The organism is Cupriavidus sp. 94F1 (assembly GCF_057798875.1).
On record NZ_JBYOJT010000011.1, the window covers coordinates 47,686 to 74,584 of the forward strand.

24 protein-coding genes and 2 pseudogenes are annotated in these 26,899 nt (G+C 69.0%); 13 read left to right on the forward strand and 13 right to left on the reverse strand.

Annotated elements, in window-relative coordinates; all coding sequences use genetic code 11:
* Positions 1 to 9 precede the first annotated feature (9 nt).
* Together AC3FJ6_RS22235 and AC3FJ6_RS22240 are read right to left on the reverse strand one after the other, a co-directional pair.
* On the reverse strand, positions 10 to 309 hold the full coding sequence (locus AC3FJ6_RS22235) for an EF-hand domain-containing protein (protein ID WP_488773775.1): 300 nt from the start codon (positions 307 to 309) through the stop codon (positions 10 to 12).
* A gap of 83 nt (positions 310 to 392) precedes the next feature.
* A complete protein-coding gene (locus tag AC3FJ6_RS22240; protein ID WP_488773776.1) occupies positions 393 to 1,325 on the reverse strand; it encodes a hypothetical protein in 933 nt (310 codons plus the stop codon).
* Positions 1,326 to 1,561: 236 nt separating this feature from the next.
* Between AC3FJ6_RS22240 and AC3FJ6_RS22245 the strand changes: the two genes are divergently transcribed.
* Positions 1,562 to 2,488 (forward strand): LysR family transcriptional regulator, encoded by a 927-nt coding sequence (locus AC3FJ6_RS22245; RefSeq protein ID WP_153947090.1) that lies wholly within the window; start codon positions 1,562 to 1,564, stop codon positions 2,486 to 2,488.
* 13 nt (positions 2,489 to 2,501) lie between these two features.
* Here AC3FJ6_RS22245 and madM read toward each other — a convergent pair whose 3' ends face one another.
* Positions 2,502 to 3,284 (reverse strand): malonate transporter subunit MadM, encoded by a 783-nt coding sequence (gene madM, locus AC3FJ6_RS22250; protein ID WP_175459870.1) that lies wholly within the window; start codon positions 3,282 to 3,284, stop codon positions 2,502 to 2,504.
* A 14-nt stretch (positions 3,285 to 3,298) separates the two neighbouring features.
* The gene (gene madL / locus AC3FJ6_RS22255; protein ID WP_153947089.1) at positions 3,299 to 3,694 is read right to left on the reverse strand and encodes a malonate transporter subunit MadL; all 396 of its coding nucleotides are present in this window, start codon (positions 3,692 to 3,694) and stop codon (positions 3,299 to 3,301) included.
* 261 nt (positions 3,695 to 3,955) lie between these two features.
* Here madL and mdcA point away from each other — a divergent pair, with 261 nt between their 5' ends.
* Genes mdcA through mdcH form a run of 7 tightly spaced genes read left to right on the forward strand, consistent with a single transcriptional unit; the run spans position 3,956 to position 10,086 of the window.
* On the forward strand, positions 3,956 to 5,614 hold the full coding sequence (gene mdcA / locus AC3FJ6_RS22260; protein ID WP_488773777.1) for a malonate decarboxylase subunit alpha: 1,659 nt from the start codon (positions 3,956 to 3,958) through the stop codon (positions 5,612 to 5,614).
* Positions 5,614 to 6,528, forward strand: a complete 915-nt coding sequence (locus AC3FJ6_RS22265) for a triphosphoribosyl-dephospho-CoA synthase (protein WP_488773778.1) — start codon at positions 5,614 to 5,616, stop codon at positions 6,526 to 6,528. The genes mdcA and AC3FJ6_RS22265 overlap by 1 nt, the downstream gene beginning before the upstream one ends.
* On the forward strand, positions 6,528 to 6,836 hold the full coding sequence (locus AC3FJ6_RS22270) for a malonate decarboxylase subunit delta (RefSeq protein WP_488773779.1): 309 nt from the start codon (positions 6,528 to 6,530) through the stop codon (positions 6,834 to 6,836). Before AC3FJ6_RS22265 ends, AC3FJ6_RS22270 begins: the two co-directional genes overlap by 1 nt.
* Complete coding sequence (locus AC3FJ6_RS22275) at positions 6,833 to 7,687, forward strand: biotin-independent malonate decarboxylase subunit beta (protein WP_488773780.1); 855 nt, start codon at positions 6,833 to 6,835, stop codon at positions 7,685 to 7,687. The genes AC3FJ6_RS22270 and AC3FJ6_RS22275 overlap by 4 nt, the downstream gene beginning before the upstream one ends.
* The gene (mdcE, locus tag AC3FJ6_RS22280; RefSeq protein WP_488773781.1) at positions 7,684 to 8,526 is read left to right on the forward strand and encodes a biotin-independent malonate decarboxylase subunit gamma; all 843 of its coding nucleotides are present in this window, start codon (positions 7,684 to 7,686) and stop codon (positions 8,524 to 8,526) included. Before AC3FJ6_RS22275 ends, mdcE begins: the two co-directional genes overlap by 4 nt.
* Position 8,527: 1 nt before the next feature.
* A complete protein-coding gene (locus tag AC3FJ6_RS22285; protein ID WP_488773782.1) occupies positions 8,528 to 9,178 on the forward strand; it encodes a malonate decarboxylase holo-ACP synthase in 651 nt (216 codons plus the stop codon).
* Positions 9,163 to 10,086, forward strand: a complete 924-nt coding sequence (mdcH, locus tag AC3FJ6_RS22290; protein ID WP_488773783.1) for a malonate decarboxylase subunit epsilon — start codon at positions 9,163 to 9,165, stop codon at positions 10,084 to 10,086. The genes AC3FJ6_RS22285 and mdcH overlap by 16 nt, the downstream gene beginning before the upstream one ends.
* Before the next feature lie 202 nt (positions 10,087 to 10,288).
* Here the strand turns inward: mdcH and AC3FJ6_RS22295 are convergent, their stop codons facing one another.
* Positions 10,289 to 11,173, reverse strand: coding sequence for a LysR family transcriptional regulator (locus AC3FJ6_RS22295; protein WP_488773784.1), 885 nt, complete (start codon positions 11,171 to 11,173; stop codon positions 10,289 to 10,291).
* 140 nt (positions 11,174 to 11,313) lie between these two features.
* On the opposite strand from AC3FJ6_RS22295, the gene AC3FJ6_RS22300 reads away from it, so the two are divergent.
* The 3 genes and pseudogenes from AC3FJ6_RS22300 to AC3FJ6_RS22310 all read left to right on the forward strand — a co-directional run.
* Complete coding sequence (locus tag AC3FJ6_RS22300; RefSeq protein ID WP_488773785.1) at positions 11,314 to 12,447, forward strand: TauD/TfdA family dioxygenase; 1,134 nt, start codon at positions 11,314 to 11,316, stop codon at positions 12,445 to 12,447.
* A 107-nt stretch (positions 12,448 to 12,554) separates the two neighbouring features.
* The gene (locus tag AC3FJ6_RS22305) at positions 12,555 to 13,508 is read left to right on the forward strand and encodes a tripartite tricarboxylate transporter substrate binding protein (protein WP_488773786.1); all 954 of its coding nucleotides are present in this window, start codon (positions 12,555 to 12,557) and stop codon (positions 13,506 to 13,508) included.
* A 117-nt stretch (positions 13,509 to 13,625) separates the two neighbouring features.
* Positions 13,626 to 14,438: pseudogene (locus tag AC3FJ6_RS22310) on the forward strand (YoaK family protein); the annotation flags it as partial.
* 99 nt (positions 14,439 to 14,537) lie between these two features.
* Here AC3FJ6_RS22310 and AC3FJ6_RS22315 read toward each other — a convergent pair.
* The 5 genes and pseudogenes from AC3FJ6_RS22315 to dsdA form a co-directional block, all read right to left on the reverse strand.
* The gene (locus tag AC3FJ6_RS22315; RefSeq protein ID WP_488773787.1) at positions 14,538 to 15,452 is read right to left on the reverse strand and encodes an alpha/beta fold hydrolase; all 915 of its coding nucleotides are present in this window, start codon (positions 15,450 to 15,452) and stop codon (positions 14,538 to 14,540) included.
* Positions 15,453 to 15,470: 18 nt separating this feature from the next.
* A pseudogene (locus AC3FJ6_RS22320) lies at positions 15,471 to 15,662 on the reverse strand (hypothetical protein); the annotation flags it as partial.
* A gap of 2 nt (positions 15,663 to 15,664) precedes the next feature.
* On the reverse strand, positions 15,665 to 17,140 hold the full coding sequence (locus AC3FJ6_RS22325; protein WP_488773866.1) for an amidase: 1,476 nt from the start codon (positions 17,138 to 17,140) through the stop codon (positions 15,665 to 15,667).
* A 74-nt stretch (positions 17,141 to 17,214) separates the two neighbouring features.
* Positions 17,215 to 18,195: a Bug family tripartite tricarboxylate transporter substrate binding protein gene (locus AC3FJ6_RS22330; RefSeq protein ID WP_488773788.1), complete on the reverse strand. Its 981-nt coding sequence runs from the start codon at positions 18,193 to 18,195 to the stop codon at positions 17,215 to 17,217.
* 54 nt (positions 18,196 to 18,249) lie between these two features.
* Complete coding sequence (dsdA, locus tag AC3FJ6_RS22335) at positions 18,250 to 19,578, reverse strand: D-serine ammonia-lyase (RefSeq protein ID WP_488773789.1); 1,329 nt, start codon at positions 19,576 to 19,578, stop codon at positions 18,250 to 18,252.
* Between the two features lie 93 nt (positions 19,579 to 19,671).
* Between dsdA and AC3FJ6_RS22340 the strand changes: the two genes are divergently transcribed.
* Positions 19,672 to 20,622, forward strand: a complete 951-nt coding sequence (locus tag AC3FJ6_RS22340; RefSeq protein WP_488773790.1) for a LysR family transcriptional regulator — start codon at positions 19,672 to 19,674, stop codon at positions 20,620 to 20,622.
* Between the two features lie 22 nt (positions 20,623 to 20,644).
* Here AC3FJ6_RS22340 and AC3FJ6_RS22345 read toward each other — a convergent pair whose 3' ends face one another.
* The 3 genes from AC3FJ6_RS22345 to AC3FJ6_RS22355 form a co-directional block, all read right to left on the reverse strand.
* Positions 20,645 to 21,862 carry a bifunctional alpha/beta hydrolase/OsmC family protein gene (locus AC3FJ6_RS22345; protein ID WP_488773791.1) on the reverse strand — a complete coding sequence of 406 codons (1,218 nt, stop codon included), beginning with the start codon at positions 21,860 to 21,862 and terminating at the stop codon, positions 20,645 to 20,647.
* Between the two features lie 100 nt (positions 21,863 to 21,962).
* On the reverse strand, positions 21,963 to 24,872 hold the full coding sequence (locus AC3FJ6_RS22350; protein WP_488773792.1) for an HD domain-containing phosphohydrolase: 2,910 nt from the start codon (positions 24,870 to 24,872) through the stop codon (positions 21,963 to 21,965).
* A gap of 40 nt (positions 24,873 to 24,912) precedes the next feature.
* Positions 24,913 to 25,836 carry a LysR family transcriptional regulator gene (locus AC3FJ6_RS22355; RefSeq protein WP_488773793.1) on the reverse strand — a complete coding sequence of 308 codons (924 nt, stop codon included), beginning with the start codon at positions 25,834 to 25,836 and terminating at the stop codon, positions 24,913 to 24,915.
* A gap of 114 nt (positions 25,837 to 25,950) precedes the next feature.
* Here AC3FJ6_RS22355 and AC3FJ6_RS22360 point away from each other — a divergent pair, with 114 nt between their 5' ends.
* Positions 25,951 to 26,691 (forward strand): SDR family oxidoreductase, encoded by a 741-nt coding sequence (locus AC3FJ6_RS22360; RefSeq protein ID WP_488773794.1) that lies wholly within the window; start codon positions 25,951 to 25,953, stop codon positions 26,689 to 26,691.
* The last annotated feature ends 208 nt before the right edge of the window (positions 26,692 to 26,899 follow it).

Below are 26,899 nucleotides of genomic sequence, written 5' to 3' on the forward strand. Positions count from 1 at the left end.
CAATGCCCCTCAACGCGACCGCATGCGCTGGGCCATGAACGCCTCGATCTGCGGCAGCGTCAGATAGCCCGCGTGGTGCGCGTCCATCTCGTCGAAGTGCCGCGCCACCATCGGCATTCCCGCCTGCGCCTGTGCGCGCGTCAGCTTGCCGTCCCGCGTGGTGTTGGCGTTGGCAAAGCGGGTCTGGAGTTCGGACAGCACCTGCTCGGTACGTGCCATGCGGTTTTCACCGCCGCCGCCCGCCAGGCCTTGCGCACCGGCCCCTGCAGAAACAATACACAAGATCATTACCGTGATCATCTTCTTCATGATGCAACTCCGTTGGTTTGCCGGCATCTGGCGGGCTTGCCCCCGGCCGGCGAGGTTGAAATCGTTGCGGCGAACGCCGCCGCTCAGGCGTAGTGCGCCGGCACCCAGACGCGGCCCACCCAGTGGCCCGGCACCAGCACGGCCACCCGGGCCGGCGCCACATAGACCGGCGGCGGGGCCACCACGACGGGCGCCACGCGCACCGGCGGGGGCGGTGTGACGACCACGGGCGCAGGCACCACCACGGGCGGCGGAGGCGGCGGCAGGACGGGAGCGGCCGGTGCCACGACTGCCACGGGTGCGGGCGGCGGCACTATCACCGGCACCGGCACCGGCGCCACGACCACCGGCGCAGGTGCGGGTACATAGATCGGGGCCGCCCCCACCACGACCGTGCTGCCGGTGCTGACCGTTGCCCCGTGGTAGACGGTGCTGCCGCCGCTGGTCGTCACCACGCCCGGCGCCACGCGGGTGGCGCTGCCGGAATGGGTGACGCTGCCGTCATCGCTGTTGCTGACGGTGCCGGACCGATCGCAGGTGTTGCCAGCGCAGTTCGTCCCGGCCGAATGGTTCCAGCTGTTGCCATTGCCGCCCGTCACGGTGCCCGACGAGCGGTACAGCCCGGGGCCGTCGCGCGTGACGCTGCCGCTGGTGCTGGCCGTGCGGCCGTTGGAACCGGTCATGTCGCCCGTATGGTCACAGGTGCCGCCCGCGCAGCTGGTGCTGCCGTCGTGCTGCACCGAACGGCCGTTCGGCCCGACCGCCGTGCCGGCATTCGAGAACTGGCCCGGTGCGTTGCGCGTCACGGTGCCGGTGTTGGTGGCTGTCCGGCCCCAGGGGCCCACGGCGCCGCCGGCATGCGTGCAGCTGCCGCCGCCGCAGGACATCGCATGGCCGCCGCTGAATTCGCCGCGCGGCGTATAGGCATGGAAGTGACCACCGCTCCAGGCGAAGGCCGAAGCATTGGCGAGCAGCATCAGCGATCCGGCTGCGGCGATCAGGCGGCGGTTGGCCATGGTGTGTCCTCTCGGTTCGATTGACGCGTGGTGTTGCGTCGACGGGCTGAACTCTAGGAGGCGGATCGCTGGCTGTCGCCCTGGCATTCATGTCGGGATATGTCACGCCGGTCCGGTGTAACCGGACGACATGATTGGCCGCGGGAAGCTGTCCCGCCGCGTGCGCCATGCACATCGCCGGCCCGGTGTGCGATCATCTGGACCTGTCCCGACTTCCGTCCCGCCGCCCCCAGACCATGCCCGAACGCATCAGCGAAGACATCACGTTCCGCAAGCTCGAAGCGTTGCTCGCGTTCATGGACACGGGCAACCTGGCCAAGGCCGCCGAGGTGCTGGAGGTCAGCACCGTCAGCGTGCACCGGGCCTTGCATTCGCTGGAGGAAGGGTTGCGCTGCGCACTGTTCCGCCACGAGGGCCGCAACCTGCTGCCCACCGAAGCGGCCCACGTGCTGGCCGATGTGGCGCGCGACGTGCTCAAGACCATGGCCGATGGCGTACGCGTGACGCGCGAGGCCGCCGGCTATTCGGCCGACCAGCTCAAGATCGGCTCGCTCTATTCGCTGACGATCCGGACGGTGCCGCAGGTGGTGATCGGCATCAAGATGCGCCGCCCCGAACTGCAGACCGAGCTGGTGCTGGGCTCCAACGCCGACCTGCTCGACAAGCTGCGCCAGGGCACCATCGACGCCACCTTGATGGGGCTGCCCGAGCCGAGTGCCGAGATCGAGTCGATCCCGATGTTCGAGGACGACATCTTCTTTGCCACGCCGGCCGACTCGCACTACGCGAAGCTGCCCGCCGTGGACCTGCGCCTGTGCCGCGACGAGCCGTTCGTGTCGCTCGGTGACGGGTTCGTGACGTCGAGTGGCTTTGCCGAGGCCTTCCGCATTGCCGACTTCACGCCCAACGTGGTGATGAAGGTGGGCGACATTTTCTCGCTGATGAACCTCGTGGGCGGCGGCATCGGCTACTCGCTGCTGCCGGGCCGCGTGCGCGACGTGTTCGCGCGCAACGTGGCCTTCGTGCCGCTGACGGCCGACTACGGCATGAAGCAGACCATCGGGCTCAGCTTCCTGCGCCGCCGCGAGCGCGACCCGAACCTGCTGGCGCTGGCCGCCGTCTGTCGCATGCTGACGCAGTCCGGCGGCCGCCCGCCCTGCTGATCCACCCCCGGGATCAGCCTCCCACGATCGCCTTGGTGGCCAGGTACAGTACCGACGGCCCCAGCAGGCAGCCCAGCCCGGTGTGGAACGTGGCCACCAGCGCGCCGTAGGGCACCAGCCGGCGGTCCGTGGCGGCGAGTCCGGCCGAGACCCCGCTGACCGTGCCGGCCAGCCCGCCGAACACCATGGCGGCGCGCGGGTTGTTCAGGCCAAGGAAGCCCGCGGCGAATGGCGTGCCGACCATCACGATGATGGCCTTGATCAGTCCGGTGGCGATCGACAGGGCAATCACGTCCGAACTGGCGCCAAGCGCCGCGCCGGTCACGGGGCCCACGATATAGGTCACCGCGCCCGCGCCGATGGTCGTCATGCTGACGGCGTCGCTGTAGCCGAACGCCCGCGCCACCAGCGCGCCGACGATGAACGGCACCACGGTCCCCAGCAGCAGCGACACGGCGCCCACCATCCCCGCCTTGCGCGCCTCGCGCACCTGCACCTCGAAGGCCGTGGCAACGATGGCGAAGTCGCGCAGCATGGCGCCGCCCATCAGGCCGATGCCCGAGAACAGCGCAAAATCGGCCAGGCCTTTTTCCTTGCCGGTGACCACGCCACCGTAATAGGCCAGCCCCAGGCCGATCATGATGGCGATGGCCGACGCATGCAGCCGCCCTTTCGTCAGCCGCCTTGAAATCTGCGAAGACACCCACATCACGATGCCGACCGTGGCAAAGGCGGTTACCAGGCCGTTGTGGAGCAGGACGTTGTCGAACATCATGGCCGGCGCAGCGATAGTCATGGCGATCTCCCGGCTTATTGCGAAACGGCTTCGGCCGGCAGCGGCGGCAGCGGCTCGTGATCGCCGGTGCGGCTGAGCAGCGCGATCAGGCAGGCGCAGGCCGCCACGGCCAGGATGGCCGCCAGCACGGCCACCGGTCCGCCGCGCAGCGCGGCCACCACATTCTGCTGGGCCGCCATGGCCACCACCACGGGGATGTACATCGCCCCCCAGAAGCCCACGCCGGCCTCGGTCTCCCTGGGCATCAGCCCCCGGTCGTGCAGGTAGAGCCGGATGAATATCAGCAGCAGCATGGCAATGCCCACCCCGCCCACATTCGACTTGACGCCGATGGCCGCGCCGAGCAAATCGCCCAGGTACAGGCCCACCAGGTGGCAGATGGCCAGTAAAGCGGTTCCGTAGATGATCATGGTTGTCTCCAGTTGGTATGGTTGGTATGGCGGGCGCCGCGTCCCCGGTGGGGCGGACATTTGCAGACAACTCTAGGAACGGCGGCGCGCCGCATCAATCAACCAGCGGCGCACGATCGTTACGGTCCGGTTAATCGTCCCGTTACCGTGGGTGAAGGGTTTAGTTACGCCCGCCGTAACGGTCCGTCGCCGACGTTGATTGTTCGCCCGCCGCCGCGTGGCCTATCGTTGCCGTAACGACCGCAGCACACCGGAGACGTCATGCTGAATCCGATACCGGAACGACAATGGGACACGCGCCGCAACGAAAAGCGGCGCCGCCAGGACCTGGGCGCGAAAATCGCCACGGGCAAGGTGGTGCCCACCGGCGACATCGTGCGCTTTCTCGAAACCATCACGGCCCCCGGCGACCGCGTGGTGCTGGAGGGCAACAACCAGAAGCAGGCCGATTTCCTGTCGCGTGCGCTGGCCGAGGCCGATCCGTCGCGCGTGCATGACCTGCACATGATCATCCCGAGCGTGAGCCGGGTGGAACACCTGGACCTGTTCGAGCGCGGCATCGCCCGCAAGCTCGACTTCGCCTACGCGGGCGCCCAGAGCGTGCGGATCTCGCAGTTCCTGGAAGACGGCCTGCTCGAAGTGGGCGCCATCCACACCTATATCGAGCTGTATTCGCGGCTCTATGTCGACCTGACGCCGCAGATCGTGCTCACGGCCGGCTACAAGGCCGACCGCGAGGGCAACCTGTACACCGGCCCCAGCACCGAGGATTCGCCGGCCCTGGTGGAAGCCGCGGCGTTCCGCGACGGCATCGTGATCGCCCAGGTCAACGAGATCGTCGATGACCCGGCCGGCCTGCCGCGCGTGGACATCCCGGGCTCCTGGATCGACTACGTGGTGCAGTCCGACAAGCCGTTCTTCTGCGAGCCGCTGTTCACGCGCGATCCGCGGCTGATCAAGCCGGTGCACATCCTGATGGCGATGATGGCGATTCGCGGCATCTACGAGCGCCACAACGTCCAGTCGCTGAACCACGGCATCGGTTTCAACACCGCCGCCATCGAACTGATCCTGCCCACCTACGGCGAGCAGCTGGGCCTGAAGGGCAAGATCTGCAAGTACTGGACGCTGAACCCGCACCCGACGCTGATCCCGGCCATCGAATCGGGCTGGGTGGAAAGCGTGCACAGCTTCGGCAGCGAACTGGGCATGGAGGACTACGTGGCCGCGCGCCCCGACGTGTTCTTCACCGGCCGCGACGGCAGCATGCGCTCGAACCGCGCGCTGTGCCAGCTGGCGGGCCAGTACGCGGTGGACCTGTTCATCGGCTCCACGCTGCAGATCGACGGCGACGGCCATTCCTCGACGGTCACGCGCGGCCGGCTGTCCGGCTTCGGCGGCGCGCCGAACATGGGCCACAACCCGGGCGGCCGCCGCCATGCCACGCCCGCCTGGCTGGACCTGATCGAAACCGACGACCCGCTGGCCCGGGGCCGCAAGCTCGTGGTGCAGATGGTGGAAACGTTCCAGGCCGGCGGCAAGCCGACCTTCGTGGAATCGATGGATGCCGTGCAGGTGGCCAAGGACAGCGGCATGCCGCTGGCGCCGGTCATGATCTACGGCGACGACGTCACGCACGTGCTGACCGAGGAGGGCATCGCCTACCTGTACAAGGCGCGTTCGCTGGAAGAGCGGCGCCGCATGATCGCCGCCGTGGCCGGCGTCACGCCGATCGGCATGCGGCACGATCCGGCCACCACGCGCCTGATGCGCAGCGACGGCCTGATCGCGCTGCCCGAAGACCTGGGCGTGCATCGCGCGCAGGCCACGCGATCGCTGCTGGCCGCGCGCAGCATGGCCGACCTGGTGGAATGGTCGGGCGGCCTCTACAACCCGCCGGCCCGCTTCAGGAGCTGGTGATGACTGCCGCGCTTGCCCCTCTCCCACCGGCCGCCCATGGCGATGTCGCGCCGTCCCGCCTGGCCGGCGCCATTGGCGGCCTGGCCGTCGCCGTGCTGGTCGACGAAGCCCGGCTGGCGCCCAAGCCCGGCCTGGTGGACGCGCGCGGCAACGGCACCCATGCGGACATGTCGCTGACACTGATGATCGCTTCGGCGCACAGTCTGGCCGACAGCTTCGCGGCCATGGCCCTGGCCGGGCAGCACGCGCGCCGCATCGACGTGGCGCTGCGCGAGCGGCTGGGCGCACTGGGTCGCGAGGCCGAAACGGCCATGCTGCGCGCCACAGGCGGCGTGAACACGCATCGCGGTGCGATCTGGGCGCTGGGCCTGCTGGCCGGTGCGGCCGGCTGGCTTGGCAAGACGCGCGGCGCCGTGCCGCGCGCGAAGGCCATCGCCCAGATGGCCGCGGTCATCGCCCGCATGCCCGATCGCCATCGTCCGGCCCACACTGGCAACAAAGGCGAGCTGGCACGTGCCGCCTACGGCGTGGGCGGCGCGCGCGAACAGGCCGAGGCCGGCTTTCCGCACGTGATGGGCATCGGCCTGCCAACGTTGCGCGAGGCCCGCGCGCGCGGCGACGCCGAGCCCACGGCGCAGGTCAACGCGCTGCTGGCCATCATGGCGCGGCTCGACGACACCTGCGTGCTGGCGCGTGCCGGCCGTGCCGGGCTGGCCGATGTACAGGCCGGCGCCGAGGCCGTGCTCGACGCCGGCGGCATCGGCACGCTGGCCGGACGCCGGCGCCTGCACGACCTCGAAGCCACGATGCACGCGCGCCGTGCCTCGCCGGGCGGCAGCGCCGACCTGCTGGCCGCCACCCTCTTTCTTGATCGGCTTGGCGGGCTTTGGGCCGCGCCATCTGGAGAACACTGATGGAACAGCTCCGTTTCGAATATGCGGCAGGCGCCCCGGCCGCGCACCGCGTGCTGGTGGGCGTGGTCGGCTCTGGCGACCTGGAAGTCATCATCGAGCCCGGTGAAGCCGGCAAGACCCGGATCGATGTGACCACGTCGATCAACGGATACGGCCGCGTCTGGGATGCCCAGCTCAACCGCGTGTTCGGCGCCGGGCCGCGCCCCGCGATGAAGATCCGCATCCACGACTTCGGCGCCACGCCCGGCGTGGTGGGCATGCGCCTGGCCGAGGCGTTCGAAGCCCTCGACGACAAGGAGCCGACATGACCCGCGCCGCCCTGCTCTCCCGCGAAAGCTTTGTCGAACTCGGCGCACGCGAGCGCGCCCGCGCCCTGCTGGACCCCGGCACCTTCCGCGAACTGGCCGGGCCGTTCGATGGCCTGACCTCGCCGTGGCTGGAACGCCAGGGCGTCGTGCCGCAGGGCGACGACGGCGTGATCGTCGCCAAGGGCCGGATCGACGGGCAGCCCGCCGTGGTGCTGGCCATCGAAGGTTCGTTCCAGGGCGGCAGCCTGGGCGAAGTGGGTGGCGCCAAGATTGCCGGCGCGCTGGAACTGGCCGCCGACGACAACCGCCACGGCGTGCCCACGCGTGCCGTCATCCTGTTCGAAACCGGCGGCGTGCGCCTGCAGGAGGCCAACCTGGGGCTGGCCGCGATTGCCGAAATCCATGCCGGCATCGTGGACCTGCGCCGCTACCAGCCCGTGATCGGCGTGATCGCCGGCCAGGTGGGCTGCTTCGGGGGCATGTCGATTGCCGCCGGCCTGTGCAGCGCGCTGGTGGTCACGCGCGAGGCGCGCCTGGGCCTGAACGGTCCGGCCGTGATCGAACAGGAGGCCGGCGTGGGCGAATACGATTCGCGCGACCGCCCGTTCATCTGGGGCCTGACCGGCGGCGAGCAACGCCATGCCACGGGCCTGGCCGACCGCTATGTCGACGACGACGCCGCCGCGATCCGCGACGTGGTGGCCGAACTGGCATCCGCGCCCGTGCAGGACACCCCGCGCAGCGAACGCTACGCCGACTATCTGCAACGCATCGCCGCCTACATCGCTGGCGACGCCGTCCATCAACCGGACCCGGCCACCGTGCGCCGCCTCTATGGAGACCGTCAATGAGCGCCACGCCCACACAATCGGCACCCCGCGCCCCGAGCCGGGGCGACACCTGGCTGGCCGCCCTGAGCGGCAACGCCGCGCGACTGCCCGGCTATCCGGCATCGGTCCAGGTGGCCGACGTGGAGACCGCCGGCCGCGCCGCCCGCCTGATCGCCGTGGTGCCCGATGCCGCCAGCCCGTTCCCGCGTGCGCGCCAGGGCGAGGTAGGACTGCTCGAAGGCTGGTCGCTGGCGCGCGCCGTCCATGACGCCGTGGCCGCCGACCGCGATCTCCCGGTCAAGCGTGCCATCGTCGCCATTGTCGATACACCCAGCCAGGCCTATGGCCGCCGCGAGGAAGCGTTTGGCATCCATCAGGCCCTGGCCAGCGCGGCCGCTGCCTATGCCACGGCGCGGCTGCAAGGGCATCCCGTGATTGCGCTGCTGGTCGGCAAGGCGATGTCGGGGGCGTTCCTGGCGCACGGCTACCAGGCCAACCGCATCCTGGCGCTGCGCGACCCGGGTGTACAGGTCCACGCGATGGGCAAGGAAGCCGCCGCGCGCATCACGCTGCGCAGTGTCGAAGACCTGGAGGCGTTTGCCGCCACCGTGCCGCCGATGGCCTACGACCTCGACAACTACGCCACGCTAGGCCTGCTGTGGCGCACCGTCGCCGTGCAGGACGCCGCCGCCCCCACCGCGCAGGACATGGCCGCCGTGCAAGGCCAGCTTGCCGAGGCACTGGCCGACATCGACGCCGATCCGCAGCGCAACCTGCGCAGCCGCCTTCACGGCGAAAACCGCAGCGCCACGCGTCAGGCCCGCGCATTGCTGGCCAGCCAGTGGCAGGACCGGGACTGACATGCACGTCCGGCCGCACGACCTGATCTGGCTGCGCGATCCCGCGGCGTTCATCGCCGAGGGATCGCTGCCGGACTGGGCCGATGCGGACTGGCTGGCGCAGGCGCCGCTGGTGGTGCGGCGCGACCGCGACACGGCCGGGCGCCTCCCGCCGCGTATCCCGATAGGGGTCCGGGGCAGCACCCGCGCGCAGCGGCACGCCGGCTGGATCGACGCCGACCAGTGCGCGACGGTGGTCTCGCCATTCGACATCGCGCGTGAAGGCTTCTGGCGCCTGCATCCGCGCCGTGACGAGATTCCGGCGCTGCACGCGCTGGATGCGCTCGCCCGGCAGCTGGGCGCATTGCCCCAACCGTGGGGCGTGACGGGCGCCGTCGGCTTCACGCTGGCTTCCGGCATCGACGTGCTGCACACCGGAAGCGATATCGACTTGCTGCTGGACGCCGCCGAGCCGCTATCGCGCGCCACGCTGGCAACACTGAAATCGCTGATCGATACCGATGCCGTGCGGCTCGACATCCAGGTGGCCACCCCCTACGGCGCCTTTGCGCTGCGCGAACGGCTGCGTACCGGGGGCCGCGTGCTGCTGAAGACCGACACCGGCCCCGTGCTCTGCGAAGACCCCTGGCGCGCGCCATGCCCACCCTGCTGACCTTTCCCGGCCAGGGCGCCCAGCGCCCCGGCATGCTCCATGCGCTGCCCGATCATCCTGCCGCGGCGCATACGCTGGCCGAAGCCAGCGACGTGCTGGGCGCGGACATCCTGCTGCACGACGATGCCGCGCATCTGGCTTCCACGGTATCGGTACAGCTCTGCCTGCTGGCGGCGGGCGTAGCCAGCGCCCGCGCGCTGCTCGACGATGGCGCCGAGGCCCACGCCGTGGCCGGGCTGTCGATCGGCGCCTATGCGGCAGCGGTCACGGCCGGCGTGCTGCCGTTTGCCGATGCCGTACGGCTGGTTGCACAGCGCGGCAGGCTGATGGAGGCCGCCTATCCGTCAGGCTTTGGCATGACCGCGATCCTGGGGCTGGAACAAGGGCCGCTGGAGGCCGTGGTCGCCGATGTGCATCGGCCCGGCATGCCGGTCTTTATCGCCAACTACAACGCCGACACCCAGATGGTCGTCGCCGGATCGGACGCGGCCATGGCGCGCGTGGCGGCGCTGGCATTGGCGGCAGGCGCGCGCACGGCGCAGCGGGTGGCGATTGCGGTGCCGTCGCATTGCGCGTTGCTGGACGATGCCGCCGCGACGCTGCAGCGGGCCTTTGCGGACATCGCGTGCCGCCGCCCGACGCTGCGCTACTTCAGCGCCAGCGCGGCGCGCGAACTGCGCGACCCGGCGCGCATTGCCGAAGACCTGGCGCGCAACATGGCGCTGCCGGTGCGCTGGCATGAAACGATGCTGCTGGCACGCGCCTGCGACATGCGGCTGGCGGTGGAAATGCCGCCCGGCAACGTGCTGACCCGCCTGTGCCAGCCGCTGTTTCCACAAACACTGGCACTGGCGGAAACCCGCGCGGACAGCGTGCGGCTGCTGATGGCACGCGAGGCAGCGAGCTGATCGCGGCTTTCCTCTACCACCGGCGGCCGATCGATGACGGCCCCCCTCTCCCACCTGCGGCCGATCCATGACGGCTCCCCTCTCCCACTCGTGGGAGAGGGGCTGGGGGAGAGGGCAACGAGGCCCTGCTTGCCGACATATCGCACGTCGACCCGCAACGCCCCATCCCCCGCCCCACCAAAAGGCCAAAAAACCACAGCATCTAGTCGCGCGGCGTTTTCAACGTGGCCTCGACTGCCTCGCGCAGCGCCTGCAACAGCCGGCTGTCCTCGTCCACCTTGCGCAGCACCAGCGACATCTGCAGCACCGGCGCGTCCGGCCCCAGGCGGATGCGGCGCACCGGGTAGCGGTCCACGACGGTGGGGTCCATCAGTTGCACCACCGACACCCCAAGGCCCGCGCTGACCATCGCCACGATGGCCGTCACGCTGTCGAATTCCATCGCGCTGCGCTTGTCCGGCAGCAGTCCGTGGACGTGGCGCGCCGCCATCGCGCCCGACACGGTAGCCCGGTCATAACGGATCCAGTCGTAGCGGGCCAGCAGATCGGCCGGCGATTCGTTGCGGCTGCCGGCATCGGGCGGCGCAATCAGCATCAGTTCGCGGGTCGCCACCGGATACCAGCGCAGGCTGGCCACGCGGCCCGATTCGGGGCGCGCCACCACCGCCGCGTCAAGCTGGCCGGCCTTGACCATCTCCATCAGGCCCGTGCTGCGGCCCCGCAGCGGCTTGACCGTCAGGCGCGGATAGCGTTCGCGCAGGTAGCGCAACGTACCGGGCAGCAGCACCGGCTGCATCGATTCGATCACGCCGAGTCGCACCGCGCCTTCCACCGCCACGCTGGCCCGCCGGCGCAGCGTGTTCAGGTGCCGCAGCCCACCTTCCATCGACGCCGACACCTCGCGCGCCAACGCATTGGGCCGCACCTGCAGCCCGGAGCGATCGAACAACGGCTGTCCCAGGTATTGCTCCAGCTGCTTCATCTGCATGCTGACCGCGCTTGGCGTCAGGTGCATGGTGGCCGCCGCCGCCGCGAACGACCCTTCCTCGATAACGGCCGCCAGCGTGGCGAAGGTCTCCAGCTTCATCAAGATTCCTTATCAAGGACGTCAAACAACATCACTTTTTCTTGGTGCCAGCCAAGCATAGACTGGCTGCACGACGTGGCGCAAGGCTGTCACGGCCCCACTCAAACCCCCGGCCTGAACCGATAAAGAAGACGATACCGATGCCTGCACAACGCCCCCAAGCCTGGCGCGCCGCCGATGCCCAGCGCGACACCTCCTGGATCCTGCGCCTGACGGCCGCCCACGTGGCCAGCTTCGATCACGCCCTGGCCCACGCCAAGGCCGTCGGCAAGGCGCCGCTGGACATGACGCGTGACGACTTCCCGCTCGACGACGGCGCCCGCCAGGCGCTGGCGCGCGCGGTGGACATGACGCAGGGCCGCTGGGGCATGTGCCTGGTCAAGGGCTTTCCGGTGGATCGATGGAGCGAGGACGACACCCGCCTGGCCTACTGGGGCATCGGCCTGCATATGGGCGTGGCCCGCACGCAGAACCGGGCCAGCGATTTCATGAACGATGTGCGCGACGTGGGTGCGGCCTACAAGACCACCAACGGCCGCGGCTACAACACCAACGCCGGGCTCGACTTCCATACCGATTCGGGCGATATCGTGGGCCTGATCTGCCGCCGCGCCGCCAAATCGGGCGGCGAGAGCAAGGTGGTCAGCTCGATCGCCCTGCGTGACGCGGTGGCCCAGCGCCGCCCCGACCTGATCCCGGTACTGCAGCAGCCGTTCTACTACAGCTACCAGGGCGCGCAGGACCCGTCCCAGCCGCCCTACTACCCGTTGCCGATCCTGGGCAGCCACCCGACGGCCTTCGCGTTCCGCATCAACCGCAAGAACGTGGTGGCCGCGCAGCGCGACTTCGACGACGTGCCGCGCCTGACCCCGGCGCAGATCGAGGCACTGGACCTGCTCGACACGTTGCTGACCGATCCCGAGCTCTGCTTTGCCATGCAGCTCGAACAGGGTGACATGCAGCTGCTGAACAACTACGTGACCGTGCATTCGCGCACCAATTTCGAGGACTACGAGGAATTCGACCGCAAACGCCACCTGCTGCGCCTGTGGCTGGCCGTGCCCGGTTCGCAGCCGCTGCCTGACGACTGGGCCGTCTACTTCACCGACGTGCGCGCCGGCGCCGTGCGTGGCGGCCTGCGTGGCAGCGCCCGCAGCGCGGCATTCGATGCCTTCGAGCAACGCCAGGCCGCCACGATGGGCATGCCGTTGATGCCCTGGCCGGCAAGCCCTGCGGACCGCGCCGCCGCCAGCCCGGCGGCGACCACCGCCTGATACCGCAGAGAAGGCGGCCGGCGGCCGGCGGCCTGCTGCCGTGACGTACCCCTCACGGCGCCCGCCTGACGAGGCGCCGGCTTCATAAAGAGAAACGGAGACAACCCATGCAACGACGCGACTTTCTGGCGCTGCTCTCGGCGGCGCTGGTGTTGCCCCCCGACCTTCACGCCGCCCAGTCCGTGACCAGGCTGCTGGTCGGGGCCACGCCGGGCGGCGGCACCGACATCGTCGCCCGCTCGCTGGCGGCCGACCTGGAACAGCGCCTCAGGCATCCGTTTATCGTCGAGAACCGTGGCGGCGCGGCCGGCAATATCGCCGCCGTGGCGGTGGCCAAGGCCGAGCCCGATGGCGGCACGCTGCTGCTCAGCTATACCAGCCATGCCATCAACCCGGCCCTGTTCGAGAAAAAACCGTTCGATCCGATCAAGGACTTCACGCCGATTTCGCTGATTGCCAGTTCCCCGCTGATCCTGGTGGCCCGCTCCGGCCTGGAGGCAAACAACGTGCGCGAGCTGATCGCGCTGGCCAAGGCCAAGCCTGGCAAGATCAGCCTGGCCGTGGCCGGCGTGGGCAGCGCCAACCACCTGGCCGGCGAGATGCTCAAGCACGAGGCCGGCGTCGATATCGTCAGCGTCCCGTACAAGGGTGCCGGCCCGGCCGTGGCCGACGTCGTGGGCAGCCAGGCCGACCTGCTGCTGGGCAATGTGGCTACCGTGCAGCCGCTGCTGCAGGCGGGCAAGATCAAGGGGTTGGGGGTCAGCTGCCCGCAGCGGCTGCCGGCATTTCCGAACCTGGCGCCGATTGCCGATGTGATTCCGAATTTCGATTACCGGTCGTGGTACGGCCTGCTCGGGCCGGCCGGCATGGCGCCCGAAACGGTCAGGGAACTGGAAGCCGCCGCCGCAGCGGCCGTGGCATCGCCGGCCATGCGCAAACGGCTGACCGGCGAGGGGCTCGACCCGGTTGGCAATAGCGCCGCACAGTTCACGCAGTTCCTGCAGGGCGAGATCACGCGATGGGCCAAGGTGGTGGCGGTGACACATACGCGCCTGACCTGAAGCCTCCGCTGGCCGCCGGCCTGTATGCGGCGCGCAACTGCCCGTGCTTGAGCGGGATGCACGCGCTGCCCGCGCGGTCGTATGATGGGGGCTTCCGTCGCCCCCGCCCTTGCCGCCATGCCACTCGGGTATCTGCGCAGTCTGACCGCCCACCGCCGCAACCCGGTGTCGAACCGCCGGCTGGCAAGGGTGCTGTGTTTCGTGGCCGGCGCCGCCAACGCGGGCGGCTTCCTGGCGGTCCATCAATACACCTCGCACATGTCAGGGGTGGTGTCCTCCATTGCCGACGAGCTGGTGCTCCATCGCTATGGCATGGTGCTCAACGGCATCGGGGCGCTGGCGTCGTTCATCGGCGGCGCGGCCTGCTCCGCCATGCTGATCCACTGGGCGCGCCGCGCGCGCCTGCGCAGCGAGTACGCCATTCCGCTGCTGTTCGAAGCCTTGCTGCTGGTGGGCTTCGGCCTGCTCGGCACGCACCTGGACGACATGGAATGGCTGTTCGTGCCCGCCACGGTGATGCTGCTGTGCTTCATGATGGGGCTGCAGAATGCGCTGATCACCAAGCTGTCGAATGCGGAAATCCGCACCACCCACGTGACCGGCATGGTCACCGATATCGGCATCGAACTCGGCAAGCTGTGCTACTGGAATGGCCTGGCGCGATCCGGCGCGCCAGGCGGATCGCGCTCGGGACCGCCGCCGGTGATGGCCGACCGGCAGAAGCTGCGGCTGCTGGCGGTGCTGGTGGGACTGTTCTTCCTGGGCGGACTGGTCGGCGCGCAGGCCTTCAGCGCCATCGGCTATTCGGCCACCTTGCCGCTGGCGGCCTTGCTGCTGGTCGTCGCCATCATGCCGGTGGCCGACGACGTGCTGACGCGTGCGCTGCTGCGCGCCCACCGACACCACCTGGTCAGGCGCGCGCGCCGCTGGGGCGCGCGACGCCAGTTCATCGGACCACCGTCACCACCTCGAGACTGATCAGGTTCGGCCCCCCGCGCCCGGCGCCGCGCATCGGTGGCGTCCACGGATTCAGGCCGCCTGGCGTGCCAGCCAGTCCAGCAGCAAGGCGTTGATCGCGTCGTGGGCCTCGTACTGGACCCAGTGCCCGGCGCCATCGATCACCACGCCCTGCCGGTGTGGCCGGCCATCGACCAATGCCGCCAGCACGGCGGACGGGTCGGCGGTCACATCGTGTTCGCCGTAGGCGATCAGTACGGCGCCACCGGCCCGGGCCTGGGACTGGAAGCGGTCCAGCGCGGCGGCCAGGCCGCCCGCGCGCGAAATCTGCTTGCTGCGAAAACGCGTGTGCCGGCAAGACTCGGTATAGGCCAGCAGCGCCAGCGCATCGATCTTGTCAGGGTCCGCGATCATGAACGCCGCCACGTTGTGACGCATCGCCCCGGTCAGCGCGGCGGCATCGCCGGCACGCCGCCAGTCCACCAGGTCGATGGTCTGGCGCCGCACGCCGCCGTGGCCGCCGGGCCCCATCAGCGCCAGGCCACGCACGTTGGGCAGTGCGCTGGCCAGGTAGGACGCGGTCAACCCGCCAAACGAAAAGCCCACCAGATCGACCGGCCCTTCCACCGGCAGTTGCGCGAAGCCGGCCGCTACGGTGGCCACCAGCGTCGCCATCTCGCCATCGGCCGGATCGCCCGAGGCGCCAAAGCCGGGCAGGTCTGGCACCCAGACCGTATGCCGCGCGGACAGCGCCTCGATATTGCGCGCCCAGTGCAGCCAGCTGCCGTGCCCGCCATGCACCAGCAGCACATGCGGCCCCGCGCCAAAACGGCGCCAGACGATACGGCAGCCGTCGACATCGGTGGAATGGATATGCCCGGTCTGCGTCAGCCGGTGCACGAACGCGGCCGCCTGGCGCGCATCCGGCGCGCCTGCGGCTGCAATGGTGTCGATCGATTCCGCTTCACTGGCGGCCATATCCGTCATCCTGCGCTCTCCTGTCCGTTACGCGCCGAGCACCGCCACGCCGTCCGCCGCGCGAACGCCCTGGCCCACCGGCAGCACAAACACCGGGTTGATCTCGGCTTCCATCAGACGTGGCCCCAAGGCGGCCGCCATCCGCGAAAACGCCACGATAGCATCGACCCGCGCATCGGCGTCGGCTTTTGGCCGTCCGCGACAGCCATCGCGCGACGGGACTAGACCGCCGACGCTTCCTTGCCCTGCTTCACCGTGGCGTCGAGCACCGGCGGCGCGGTAACGATCGACGTCAGCGCGGGCTCGGCCGGCTTGAGCGCGGCCAGGTCCGGCAGCGGGCGGCGCAGCGACGGAATGGCCGCGAATGCCTGCTCCATCGCGTGGGAAACGCCCAGCGTCTCGTGGTCCTTGCGGAAACCGCCCACGATCTGCAGGCCGAACGGCATGCCCGCGTGATCGCGGCCGCACGGCAGCGACAGCGCCGGATGCGTGGTCAGCGTGACCACGTAGGTCAGCGACAGCCAGCGGTAGTAGTTCTCCTGGCGTACGCCATTGATCGATTCGGCGTAGAGCGATGTCCACGGGAACGGCGACACCGGCGTGGTCGGCGACAGGATCACGTCGTAGTCGCGATACAACTGCTGGAACCGCTGCAGGATGCGCGTCTGTTCGGCTTGCGCCCAGGCGCTGTCCACCAGCGACATGCGCGCGCCCATCTCGTAGTTGGCCCGCGTGTTCGGGCCCAGCTTCGACGGGTCGCGCGCGTAGGCGTCGCGCATGCCGGCCACGAAGCTTTCCGCGCGCAGCACGTCGAAGCAGCGGTGCGCTTCGCCCAGATCGATATCGATGGCGTCGCAACGGCGGAACAGGTGACGCATCGCGGCGATCTTCTCGCGAAACGTGCGGCGGATGCCGTCATCGACATCGCAGCAGCCAAAGTCTTCGGTGTACGCCACGCGCAGGCTGCCCAGGTCCACCGGCATCGGCGCCAGGAACGACAGCGGATCGAGCGGGTAGGTCAGCGGATCGCCGGCCGATACCCCGGCGGAGGCCGCCAGTTGCAGGCAGGCATCGGCCACGGTGCGGCCCATCGGCCCCACCACCGAGATCGGCGTCCAGCCCAGCAGCTTGCGCGAACTCGGCACCACGCCCGGCGACGGACGGAAGCCCACCACCCCGCACTTGGCGGCCGGGATGCGCAGCGACCCTCCGGTGTCCGAGCCCGTGCAGACCGGCAGCAGGTCTGCCGCCAGCGCGGCAGCCGAGCCGCCCGACGATCCGCCCGCGTTGAGGTTCGGATTGAACGGATTGCCCGTGGCGCCCCAGACGTCGTTGCGCGAATTGGCACCGGCGCCCATTTCCGGGATGTTGGTCTTGCCGGCCACGATGGCTCCCGCAGCGCGCAGGCGCGCCACCAGCACATTGTCTTCGGCCGGTACGTTGTCGCGGTACAGCGGCGAGCCGTACGTCGTCAGCAGGCCGGCCGTGGCCTCCAGGTCCTTCACGCCAAGCGGCAGGCCGTGCAGCAGGCCCAGCGGCTTGCCATCGAGCACCGCCCGTTCGGCGGCGCGGGCTTCCTCGCGGGCGCGGTCGAAGCAGGTGGCGGTCACCGCGTTGAGGAACGGGTTCACCTGTCCGATCTGCGCGATGCAGGCGTCCAGCAGTTCGACCGGCGAAATTTCCTTGCTGCCGATCATGCGCCGTAGCTCGGTGGCCGGGCGCGCCACCAGCGTCTTCTGTGCTTCGTTCACGACTGTCTCCAGAGGCCGTCTCAATCGGCCGTAATGTTCGCACGCTGTGCCGTGGCGCGCATCAGCGGCAGTTCCTTCGCAATCAATGCGGACACCGCCGCGCCGTTGCCGTCCAGCGGTTCGAAGCCCGCATGGGTCAGCGCCTTGCGCGTCTCCGGGTCGGCCATCACGTCGGCCAGTGCCTTTTCCAGCTTCAGCTTCACGTCGGCCGGCAGGCCGCGCGGCGCCACCAGCGCCAGCCAGGTGTCGGCGTCGATGCCGGGATAGCCCGCTTCGGCGGCCGTCGGCACGTCAGGCAGCAGCGCGGACCGCCTGGCGGTGGTCACCGCAATGGCCTTGACCTTGCCCGACTTCACCTGCGGGATCGCGGCGGCCACGGTATCCACCGTGAACGGGATCTGCCCGCCGATCAGGTCGGTCATGGCCGGCGCGCTGCCCTTGTACGGCACGTGCAGCAGCTTCACGCCGGCCAGGTTGAACAGCATCTCGCCGGCGAACTGGGCCGTGGTGCCGCTGCCGAACGAGCCGTACGTCAGCTTGCCCGGTTGCGCCTTGGCGGCGGCCACCAGCTGCTTCAGGTTGCCGACGGGCTGGTCCTTGTTGGCCAGCAGGATCAGACCGGTGCGGCCCATAAACCCGATTGGCTCGAAGCTCTTCACGGGGTCGTACGGCAGCTTGGCGTGGATGGCCGGGTTCACCGTGAACGTGGTGCCCGAGCTGGCCAGCAGCGTATAGCCGTCCGGCGCGGCCTTGGCGACGTAGCTGGCGCCGACGATGGTGCCTGCGCCGGGGCGGTTGTCGATCACCACGGTCTGGCCAAGCTTGTCGCCAAGCTTCTTGCCGACCAGGCGCCCGATCACGTCGGTGGCGCCACCGGGCGGGAACGGAATCACCAGCTGGATCGGCTTGGACGGAAAGGTGTCCGCAAACGCCAGCGAGGCACCGGCTGCGAGGCTGCACGCAACGACGGCGTGGGCAATTCGGGAAGGCAAACGGGTCATGATCAAGCTCCGCAACGATGCAATCGAAAGATCGGGATTCGGTTCAGGGGACTATCAGGCGGCCAGCGCCGCGCCACGCTCGGCAAAGCGCGCGTATTCCTCGGGCGGCACGAACAGGCCGCCCGTCGTCCACACCAGATGGGTGGCATGGGCCATCGCGCCGTCCAGGTGGTGCTGTGCCAGGTAGGCGCGCCCGGCTTCGGTGCCGGTCAGCATGCCCGGGCCGCTGAAGCCAGCCGCGGCGGACGGCTCGATGCGCAAGCCTTCGGCTTCGCGCACGCGATGGAGGTCGGCAAACAGCGTGTCGTCGGTTACGGTGCAGACCCCGGCCAGCAGCGCACGCATGGCCTGCGCGGCCAGCGCCGACGCCTGCGGCACGGCCAGCCCGTCGGCCTCGGTGCGGTTGGTAAGGCCCACGTCGTACACCGTTGCGCCCGGTGCCAGCATTTCCACCAGGAAGCACGGCGACTGCGTGGGCTCGACAAAGACCGGATGCACGTTCGGGCCATAAAGCTGGCGCAATCCGAAGGCGATGCCGGCTGGCGCGCCGCCCACGCCGCATGGCAGGTAGACGAACAGCGGGTGCGTGGCATCGACCTTCAAGTCTGCCCCGGCCAGCTGGTCGTGAAGATGCAGGGCGGCGGCACTGTAGCCCAGCATCAGCGACAGCGACCGTTCATCGTCGACGAAATAGCTGTATGGGTCGGCGTCGGCCTCGCGGCGGCCGGCCGCGACGGCGGCGGCATAGTCGCCCGTGTGTTCCACCACGGCCACGCCGCGCGCCCGCAGGCGGGCCTTCTTCCATTCCTTGGCGTCGGCCGACATGTGGACGGCCGCGCGGAAGCCCAGCGCCGAGGCCATCACGCCGATACTCAGCCCGAGATTGCCCGTGGAGCCCACCGCCACCTGGTAGCGGCCGAACAGCGCGCGCGCCGGGGTTTCGGCCAGCACGCCATAGTCGGCGTCACGCGTCACCAGGCCGTGTTCGAGCGCGAGCGACTCGGCAAACTCCAGCACTTCATGAATGCCGCCGCGCGCCTTGATCGAACCGGCCACGGGCAGGCTGTGATCGGCCTTGATCCACAGCGCGCCGGCCGAGGCCGGCAGACCGAGCGCACGCTGCATGGCCGGCGCTGGCAGCAGGTCCGATTCGATCCGCCCTGCGCTGCCTTGCAGTTCGGGAAACAGCCGCGCCAGCAGCGGCGCAAATCTGTCGAAGCGCGCCCGGGCCGTTTTCACATCAGCTAGACTAATGCCGCGCCCTTCCACGACGGTGGGTACGGCCGCAGCGTCACTGCGGTGGGGGTTGCCCCAGAAGACCGGGCGGGCGGCCTGCAGATCGGCGAGCAGTTGTTGCGGGAGTGTGGAAAGATCGGTCGGCATGAAGCAGGGAAAAGCGGAAGGGGTGACTTCATTCTTGTCCCATTACACCGTCGTGACAAACCATTTGTACTGATCCGAGCATTAGCCTGACTAATGGCCAATACGCTTTCTGCATCATTATTGGGCTGGCTGCGCTGTTTTGAGGCGGCGGCCCGACATTGCAACTTCACGCAGGCGGCCGCCGAGCTGTGCGTGACCCAGGGCGCGGTCAGCCAGCAGGTCAAGCAGCTGGAGCAATGGCTGGACCGGCCGCTGTTCCTGCGCACGCCGCGCGCGCTGGTGCTGACGCCGGAAGGCGAGCGCCTGCGCTTTGTGCTGCGCGAGTCGTTCCAGGCCATCGAAGGCACGCTGACGCAGTTGCGCAGGCCGCGCGACAAGCAGCCCATCGCGCTGTCGTGCTCGCCGTCATTCGCGATGGTGTGGCTTACGCCCCGGCTGGGCGGCTTCTTCCGCCAGCATCCGGACATCGGCTTGCGCGTCTATGGCGAATTCCACGCGCTCGACCGCTCGCGCATGCTGCGCGACGGCACCGAGGCCGCCGTGCGCTTCGATCCCGGTGGCTATCCGGACCTCAAGGCGCATCAGTTCCTGGAGGAATGGCTGATCCCGGTGGCCAGCCCCGCCTATCTCGACGCGCACCCCGAACTGCAATCGCCCGAAGGCCTGCGCGCCGGCATGCTGCTGCACGACGTAACCCCGTGGGATGGCGCCGGCGAGTTCGAGGAATGGCAATGCTGGCTGCGCCACGCCGGCCTGACCCTGGCCGATGCATCGGCCGGCCAGCGATTCAACCTGTCGCAGCTGGCCATCAATGCCGCGCTGGCCGGGCAAGGCGTCGCTATGGGACGTTCCGCGCTGGTGCTAGAAGACCTGGAATCGGGCCGCCTGGTGGACCTGTGGGGCATCCACGCGCGCAGCCACGCGTCGTACCACTTTGTCTGCGCGCACGGGCAGACCGCCCAGGTGGCCGAAGTGGAAGCCTGGCTGGTGGCCGAGGGCGCGGCATTCGACGCCGCGCGCCGGCGTGTGCTGGGAATCGGCTAGGGCGCCTGGCTAGCGCAGGTGGCTAGGCCTGCATCGTATCGATGTGGACCTCGGATTCCAGCGTGCGATGCACCGGGCATTTGTCGGCAATGACCATCAGCGAGGCGCGCTGCTCTGCAGTCAGCTCGCCACTGATCGCGATGCGCCGCTCGATCCGGTCCACCATGCCCACGGTGGTCTCGCAGTTGGCGCAGTCCTTCGCATGGATCTTTTCGTGCCGCAACTGCACGGCCACGTGTTCCAGCGGCAACGCCTTGCGTTCGGCGTACATGCGCATCGTCATCGACGTACAGGCACCCAGCGCCGACAAGAGCAGCTCATAGGGATTCGGGCCGGCATCGTCGCCGCCCAGCGCAGCGGGCTCGTCGGCAACGAACGCATGGCCGCCCACGCGGACGGTCTGCTGGTATCGGCCCCGATGGCGCTCGGCCACCACCACCACGCCGGGCTCGGGAATCTCGGCCTGGACGTCCTCGGTCAGCGTGGGCAGGTAATGCTGCGCCCACGCCGCAATCATGCTGGCCGCATACGCCGCGCCGGCGCGGTTCTGCAGCAGGTGGTCGGCGCCGTCCAGCGCCACGTAGCTCTTGGGCTGCGCCGCGGCCTCGAAGATCGCCAGGCCGTTCTGCACTTCCACCGTGTCGTCGGTCGGCGACTGCAGGACCAGTAGCGGCTTGCCAAGGTGGGCCACCTCGTCGAGCAGCGTGTGACGGGAAACATCGTCGATGAACTGCCGCGCGATGCGGAACGGACGCCCCGCCAGCCTGACCTCCAGCTCGCCTTCGGCGCGAATGCGCTCGACGTTGTCTCCCAGCAGCCCCAGCACATGGCGCGGATCGCTGGGCGCGGCGATCGTGACCACGGCGCGGAGTTCGGGCAGGCGGCGGGCCACGCCCAGCACGGCGGCGCCGCCCAGGCTATGGCCGATCAACAGCGTGGGCGCCTGGCCGCGCGCACGCATATACATGGCCACGGCCTCCAGGTCGGCGAGGTTCGACGAGAAATTGGTGCTGGCGAAATCGCCCTCGCTGGCGCCGATGCCCGTGAAATCGAAGCGCAATACGGCAATGCCCTGGGCCGTCAGTGCCCGCGCGATGCGCGTGGCCGCCAGGCTGGCCTTGCCACAGGTAAAGCAGTGCGCAAACAGCGCATGCGCGCGCACCGGGCCATCGGGCCACTCCATCCGGCCGGACAGCGTACCGCCCTGACTGCCGGGAATCTCGATTTTCTCGACGCTCATCACCGCCCCCTCGACACGCGTTGCCCGAACTCCCGAAGCATAGTCCACGCACCGGTTTCGCGTGAGGGCGCGCCATCGGCGCGGTCGCCTGGAACCTGTCTCAGGCCATATCGATCAGCGCGGGGTCCATGTAGCGTTCGGCGTAGGCGCGATGAATGCCTGCCGCGATGAACAGGTCGAACAGCTCGGCGTCGATATGCTGCTGGTCGCGCAGCCGGGTCATGATGCCCACGGCTTCGGACAGCGTCTTGGCCTTCTTGTAGGGGCGGTCGGCAGCCGTCAGCGCCTCGAAGATATCGGCGATACCCATCATCCTGGCTAACGGGCTCATCTGGTCGCGCTTGAGACCACGCGGATAGCCGGTGCCATCCATCTTCTCGTGGTGTCCGCCCGCAATCTCCGGCACGTCACGCAGATGCTTCGGAAACGGCAGGCGCGACAGCATGATCTGCGTCTGCACGATATGGTCCTCGATCTTGAATCGCTCCTCCGCGGTCAGCGTACCGCGCGATATCGTCAGGTTGTGCAGTTCGCCACGGTCGTAGAGATACGCGGGCGCGCGAAGCCGGAACCCCCACGGATTGATGTCGGCGATCTGGTCCCTTGCGGCACGTTCGATCCGATGATCCGGACGGTCGGCCAGCAGCGGCTCCATGACCGGCAGCGGCACGGCCGGCATGCTGTTCCGGCGGCTCAATTCCTCGTGCGAGACGCCGAGCCGGTCGTCCAGCGTGCGCCGCCAGGTCCGCGTGGCGATCTGCCGCAGGCGGGCCTGGTCCCCGGCCTCCATCTGCTCGCCGCCCACATTGCACGCCGCCACGAACGCGAACTCCTCGTCGAGCTGGCGCAGCAGCCCATCGCGCCGCTCGCGCGCGGCCTGCGGATCTTCGCCATCGGCCACGGCCTGCAGACAGGCGATTTCCGCGTCGCGCTTCAGCACCTCGAAGCGCATGCGCACTTCATGAATACGGTCATACAGCGTTTCGAGCTTGGTGGCCTTGTCGATCACGTAGTCGGGTGTGGTGACCTTGCCGCAGTCATGCAGCCAGGCGGCCACGTGCAGCGCCTCCCATTCCGTTTCGGTCAGGTTGAAGGACTGGTAGGGCCCTTCGGTGGCATCGCAGGCGGCCCGCGCCAGCAGCTTGGCCAGTTCCGGCACGCGCGCGCAGTGGCCGCCGGTGTGCGGGCTCCTGGCGTCGATGGCGCCGGCCAGCAGGCGGATGAACGCATCGAACAGGTCGCGCTGCGCCGTGGTGAGCTCGCCCACCTCCAGCGCGCCGGCCGACAGGCTGGCCATGGTGCTGGCAAATGCCAGCTGCGCGGCTTCGATCGGCGTATCGCGCAGCACCAGCACGACGCCCAGCAGCGCCTGCTGGCGGTTGATCAGCGGAATGACGGCGGCGTGTACCGGCGCCGCGCCCGCCAGCACATCGAGCCGCGCGGCGGCCACGTCGGCCGATGTCAGATGGCCGGCGCGCGCCGTGCCTTCGCGCACGGCCGTGCGCACCAGCGCCAGGGTGTCGTGCGCCAGCGTCTCGCTCATCGTGGTCACTTCGGTGCCACTGCGGTCGAAGCCCACGGCGGGGCGCAGGCCTTCGTCCTCACTGGCCGCCAGGTACAACGCCCCGGCCTGTCCGCCTGCGGCGCTCAGCGTCTCCTGCAGCAGCAGCGGCAGCAGCCGGTCGAGACGGTGCTCGGCCGATACGGCCCCCATGACGTGCAGCATGCGCTGGATGGTGCCGCGCATCTGGTCCATCGTCATGGCCAGATCGTTCACTTCGTCAATTTGCGAGCGGACCGACACGGGACGCACGAAATCGAAGCGGCGGATGGCGTCGGCCTCGGCGGCCAGCGACTGCAGCGGCCGCGCCACGCTGCGCGCGACCAGCCAGGTGACCGGCAACGCCAGCAGCAGCACCAGCCCGGTCATGACCATGCCCCACGCGGCGTGTTGCCGGGCATCGTGCAATAGCTCGGTCTGCGGAATGGCGGACACCAGCAGCAGCGAATTGGGGTCCTTGGGGTCCAGCCAGTCCACCGACGTGTACCAGGCTTCGCCATCGGCACGTTCCAGCTGCATGGGGTGCGCGACGGCCTGCCGGTCGCCGGGCGCCGCCACCCTGGCGGCAAGGCCGGTCAGTACGGCCAGGCCGTAGTCCTCGGGACGACCCGCCGGATCCATGATCACCGTATCGGGCGCGGCCACGGAATCGGGCGTCGTACGGTTGATGGCGACGAGCCTGCCCTTGCGGTCCAGCAGCGCCAGCACCGCGCGCGGCGTCAGCGTTTCGTGGTTCAACAGCTGGCCCAGCGCGTCCAGCCGGAAGTCCCCGCCAACCACGGCCTGCCCGTCAGCGGTGCGCAAGGCCAGCGTGGCGCCCGATTCGCGGTCGGAATAGAACATGTACGGATCGGTGCGCACCAGCGTTCCGGACGCCATGGCCGAGGCGTACCAGGGCCGCGTGCGCGGGTCGTAGCGCCCGGCAAAGTCGGCGGCATCAGCCTCGCCGACCGGAGCCAGATCAGACGCAAGGTAATAGTACCGACCCACTGCGCGACCGCTGTCGCGGTCCACGCTTTGCACCAGGAATGCCGCGCGCGGCGGCGCCTTGTAGGCGCCGCGCTCGCCCTCGTCGCGCAGCGGGCGCATATAGAAGAAACTGCCGTCCGCGTAGCCGATATACAGCGCCTGCAGGATCGGCGAGCTTTCCAGCGCGTCGCGCATCAGCGCCATGCGCTGCTTGCGCTGCGCCAGCAACCTGGCATCGGCCAGCGAACTGTGGGTGAGCAGCCGGACCGCCATCTGGGCCGGCTGCAACAGGTTCTCGACTTCCTCCAGGCTCTCGCGGCTGACGCGCTGGGTGGTGTCCGTGACGGACCGCTCAAGCGCGTCCTTGGTCATCACGTAGTTGATGCTGCAAATCAGCGCCCCCACCAGCAGCACCAGCGAGCCGAACCACGTCCAGAGATGGAAATGGAGCCGCACGCTCCGTCGCACTGCCGTTGCCATACAGCCCCTCCCGATGTGGGGTGCTTCGTGAAATGACAGTTCAGCGTCCGTCGAATCTGCGCGCCAGGCCCTTGCGCTGGAAGGCATCGACGACGAATTCGATGAACACGCGCGTCTTGGGCGGCAGCAGCTTGCGGTTGGGATAGTAAAGCGCCAGAGGGCCGTTGTCAGCACACCAGCCAGGCACCAGGCGCACCAGGTCGCCGCGTTCCAGCCACGGCGCGGCATGCGGCATCGGCAGCAGCGCCACGCCCAGGCCCTGCATCGCGGCGTGGGCCATGGCTTCGGGGTCGTCGAAGATCAGCCGGGTACGCGGCTCGGCCAGGGCTTCCTCGCCAATCTGGTTGCGCAGGTTCCACAGCCGCAGGCGGCCGGTGGAGGCAGACCGGCGCACGATTCCATCGAACGCGGACAGGTCGGACGGATGCTTCGGAAGGGTCTTGCCTGCCAGGTAGGCGGGGGAGGCTACCGCCACCACGTAGGTCCGCGCCAGTTCGCGCGCCACCACGCCCTCGGTCAGTTCGATGCCGCCGCCAATGGCCGCGTCGAAGCCGCCGGCAATCAGGTCCACGCTCCGGTTCTCGAAATGCCAATCGGGAACGATGGCTGGATACATCGACAGGAATTCGCCAAGCAGCGGCACCAGGTATTCGCGTCCAAACGCCACGCCCATGCTGACCTTGAGCACCCCGGCCGGCTTGCCGTCTTCCTGCGCGGCGCTGGCAAACGCATCGCGCAACGTGGAATAAGGGTCGGACACCTGCCGGAAGAACTGCTCGCCGCCCATGGTCAGCGTGAGCTTGCGCGTGCTGCGCTGGAACAGCCGCAGTCCGAGGTGGTCCTCGAGCCGGGCCACGTTCTTGCTGACGGCGGCGGGCGTCAGGCCGAGCCGGCGGGCCGCAGCCGAAAAGCTGCCCGTTTCGGCACTCTGGATAAACGATTCGAGCAGATTCAAGGCTTCCATGGCGGCAAGCTTATACCAATGGTTGAAAAAGTTGATCCGGATTTATGACTACCGGTAGGGGATACCACAAACCATACTTCGCTTACCAACCCTCTCTCAACAAGGAAACGGATCATGACCTCGCTCTCGAACAAAGTTGCCTTCGTAACCGGCGGTGCACGGGGCATCGGCGCTGCCGTGGTACGCCGCCTGGCCCGGGACGGCGCCGCCGTCGCCTTTACCTACCAGAGCTCCGGCGCCGCCGCACAGGCGCTGGTGGAGTCGATCCAGGCAGCCGGCGGCCGCGCCAAGGCCTATCGCGCCGATGCAGCCGACGCCGCCGCGCTTACCGACGCCATCAACGATGCGGCCGTGCATTTCGGCAAGATCGACATCCTGGTCAACAACGCCGGCGTGCTGTTCCTGGGCGCGGTCGAGGACTTCTCGCTGGAAGACTTCGACAAGACGCTGGCCGTCAACGTCCGCGCCGTGTTTGTGGCCAGCAAGGCCGTGCTGTCGCACATGGGCGAAGGTGGCCGCATCATCAACATCGGCAGCACCAACGCCGACCGCATGCCGTTCGCCGGCGGCGCCGCCTACGCCATGAGCAAGTCCGCCCTGAAGGGCCTCGTGCAAGGCCTGTCGCGCGATCTGGGCCCGAAGGGCATCACGGTCAACAATGTGCAGCCCGGCCCGGTCAACACCGACATGAACCCCGAGAACTCCGACTTCGCCGCATCGCTGCATGGTCTGATGGCCCTGCCGCGCCACGGCCACCCGGATGAAATCGCAAGCATGGTCGCCTATCTGGCGGGCCCGGAAGCCAGCTTCGTCACCGGCGCCAGCCTGAACGTGGACGGCGGCTTCGCGGCGTAACGCCTAACGCCGGTCGCTCGGCGCGCAAGCGCCGGCATCGACGCTCCGCTCGGCATCGCCCCTCCGCCGCATGCGGTCGAGGGGCCATTGACCGTCATGCCCGCACGCATGCGGGGCAGTCGCAACACGTACGGCGCCACAAAGTTGCGAACAACAAGCGGTGTGAGACAATCGCAGGCGTTTTCCGGGCAATTGCCCGGCATACCTT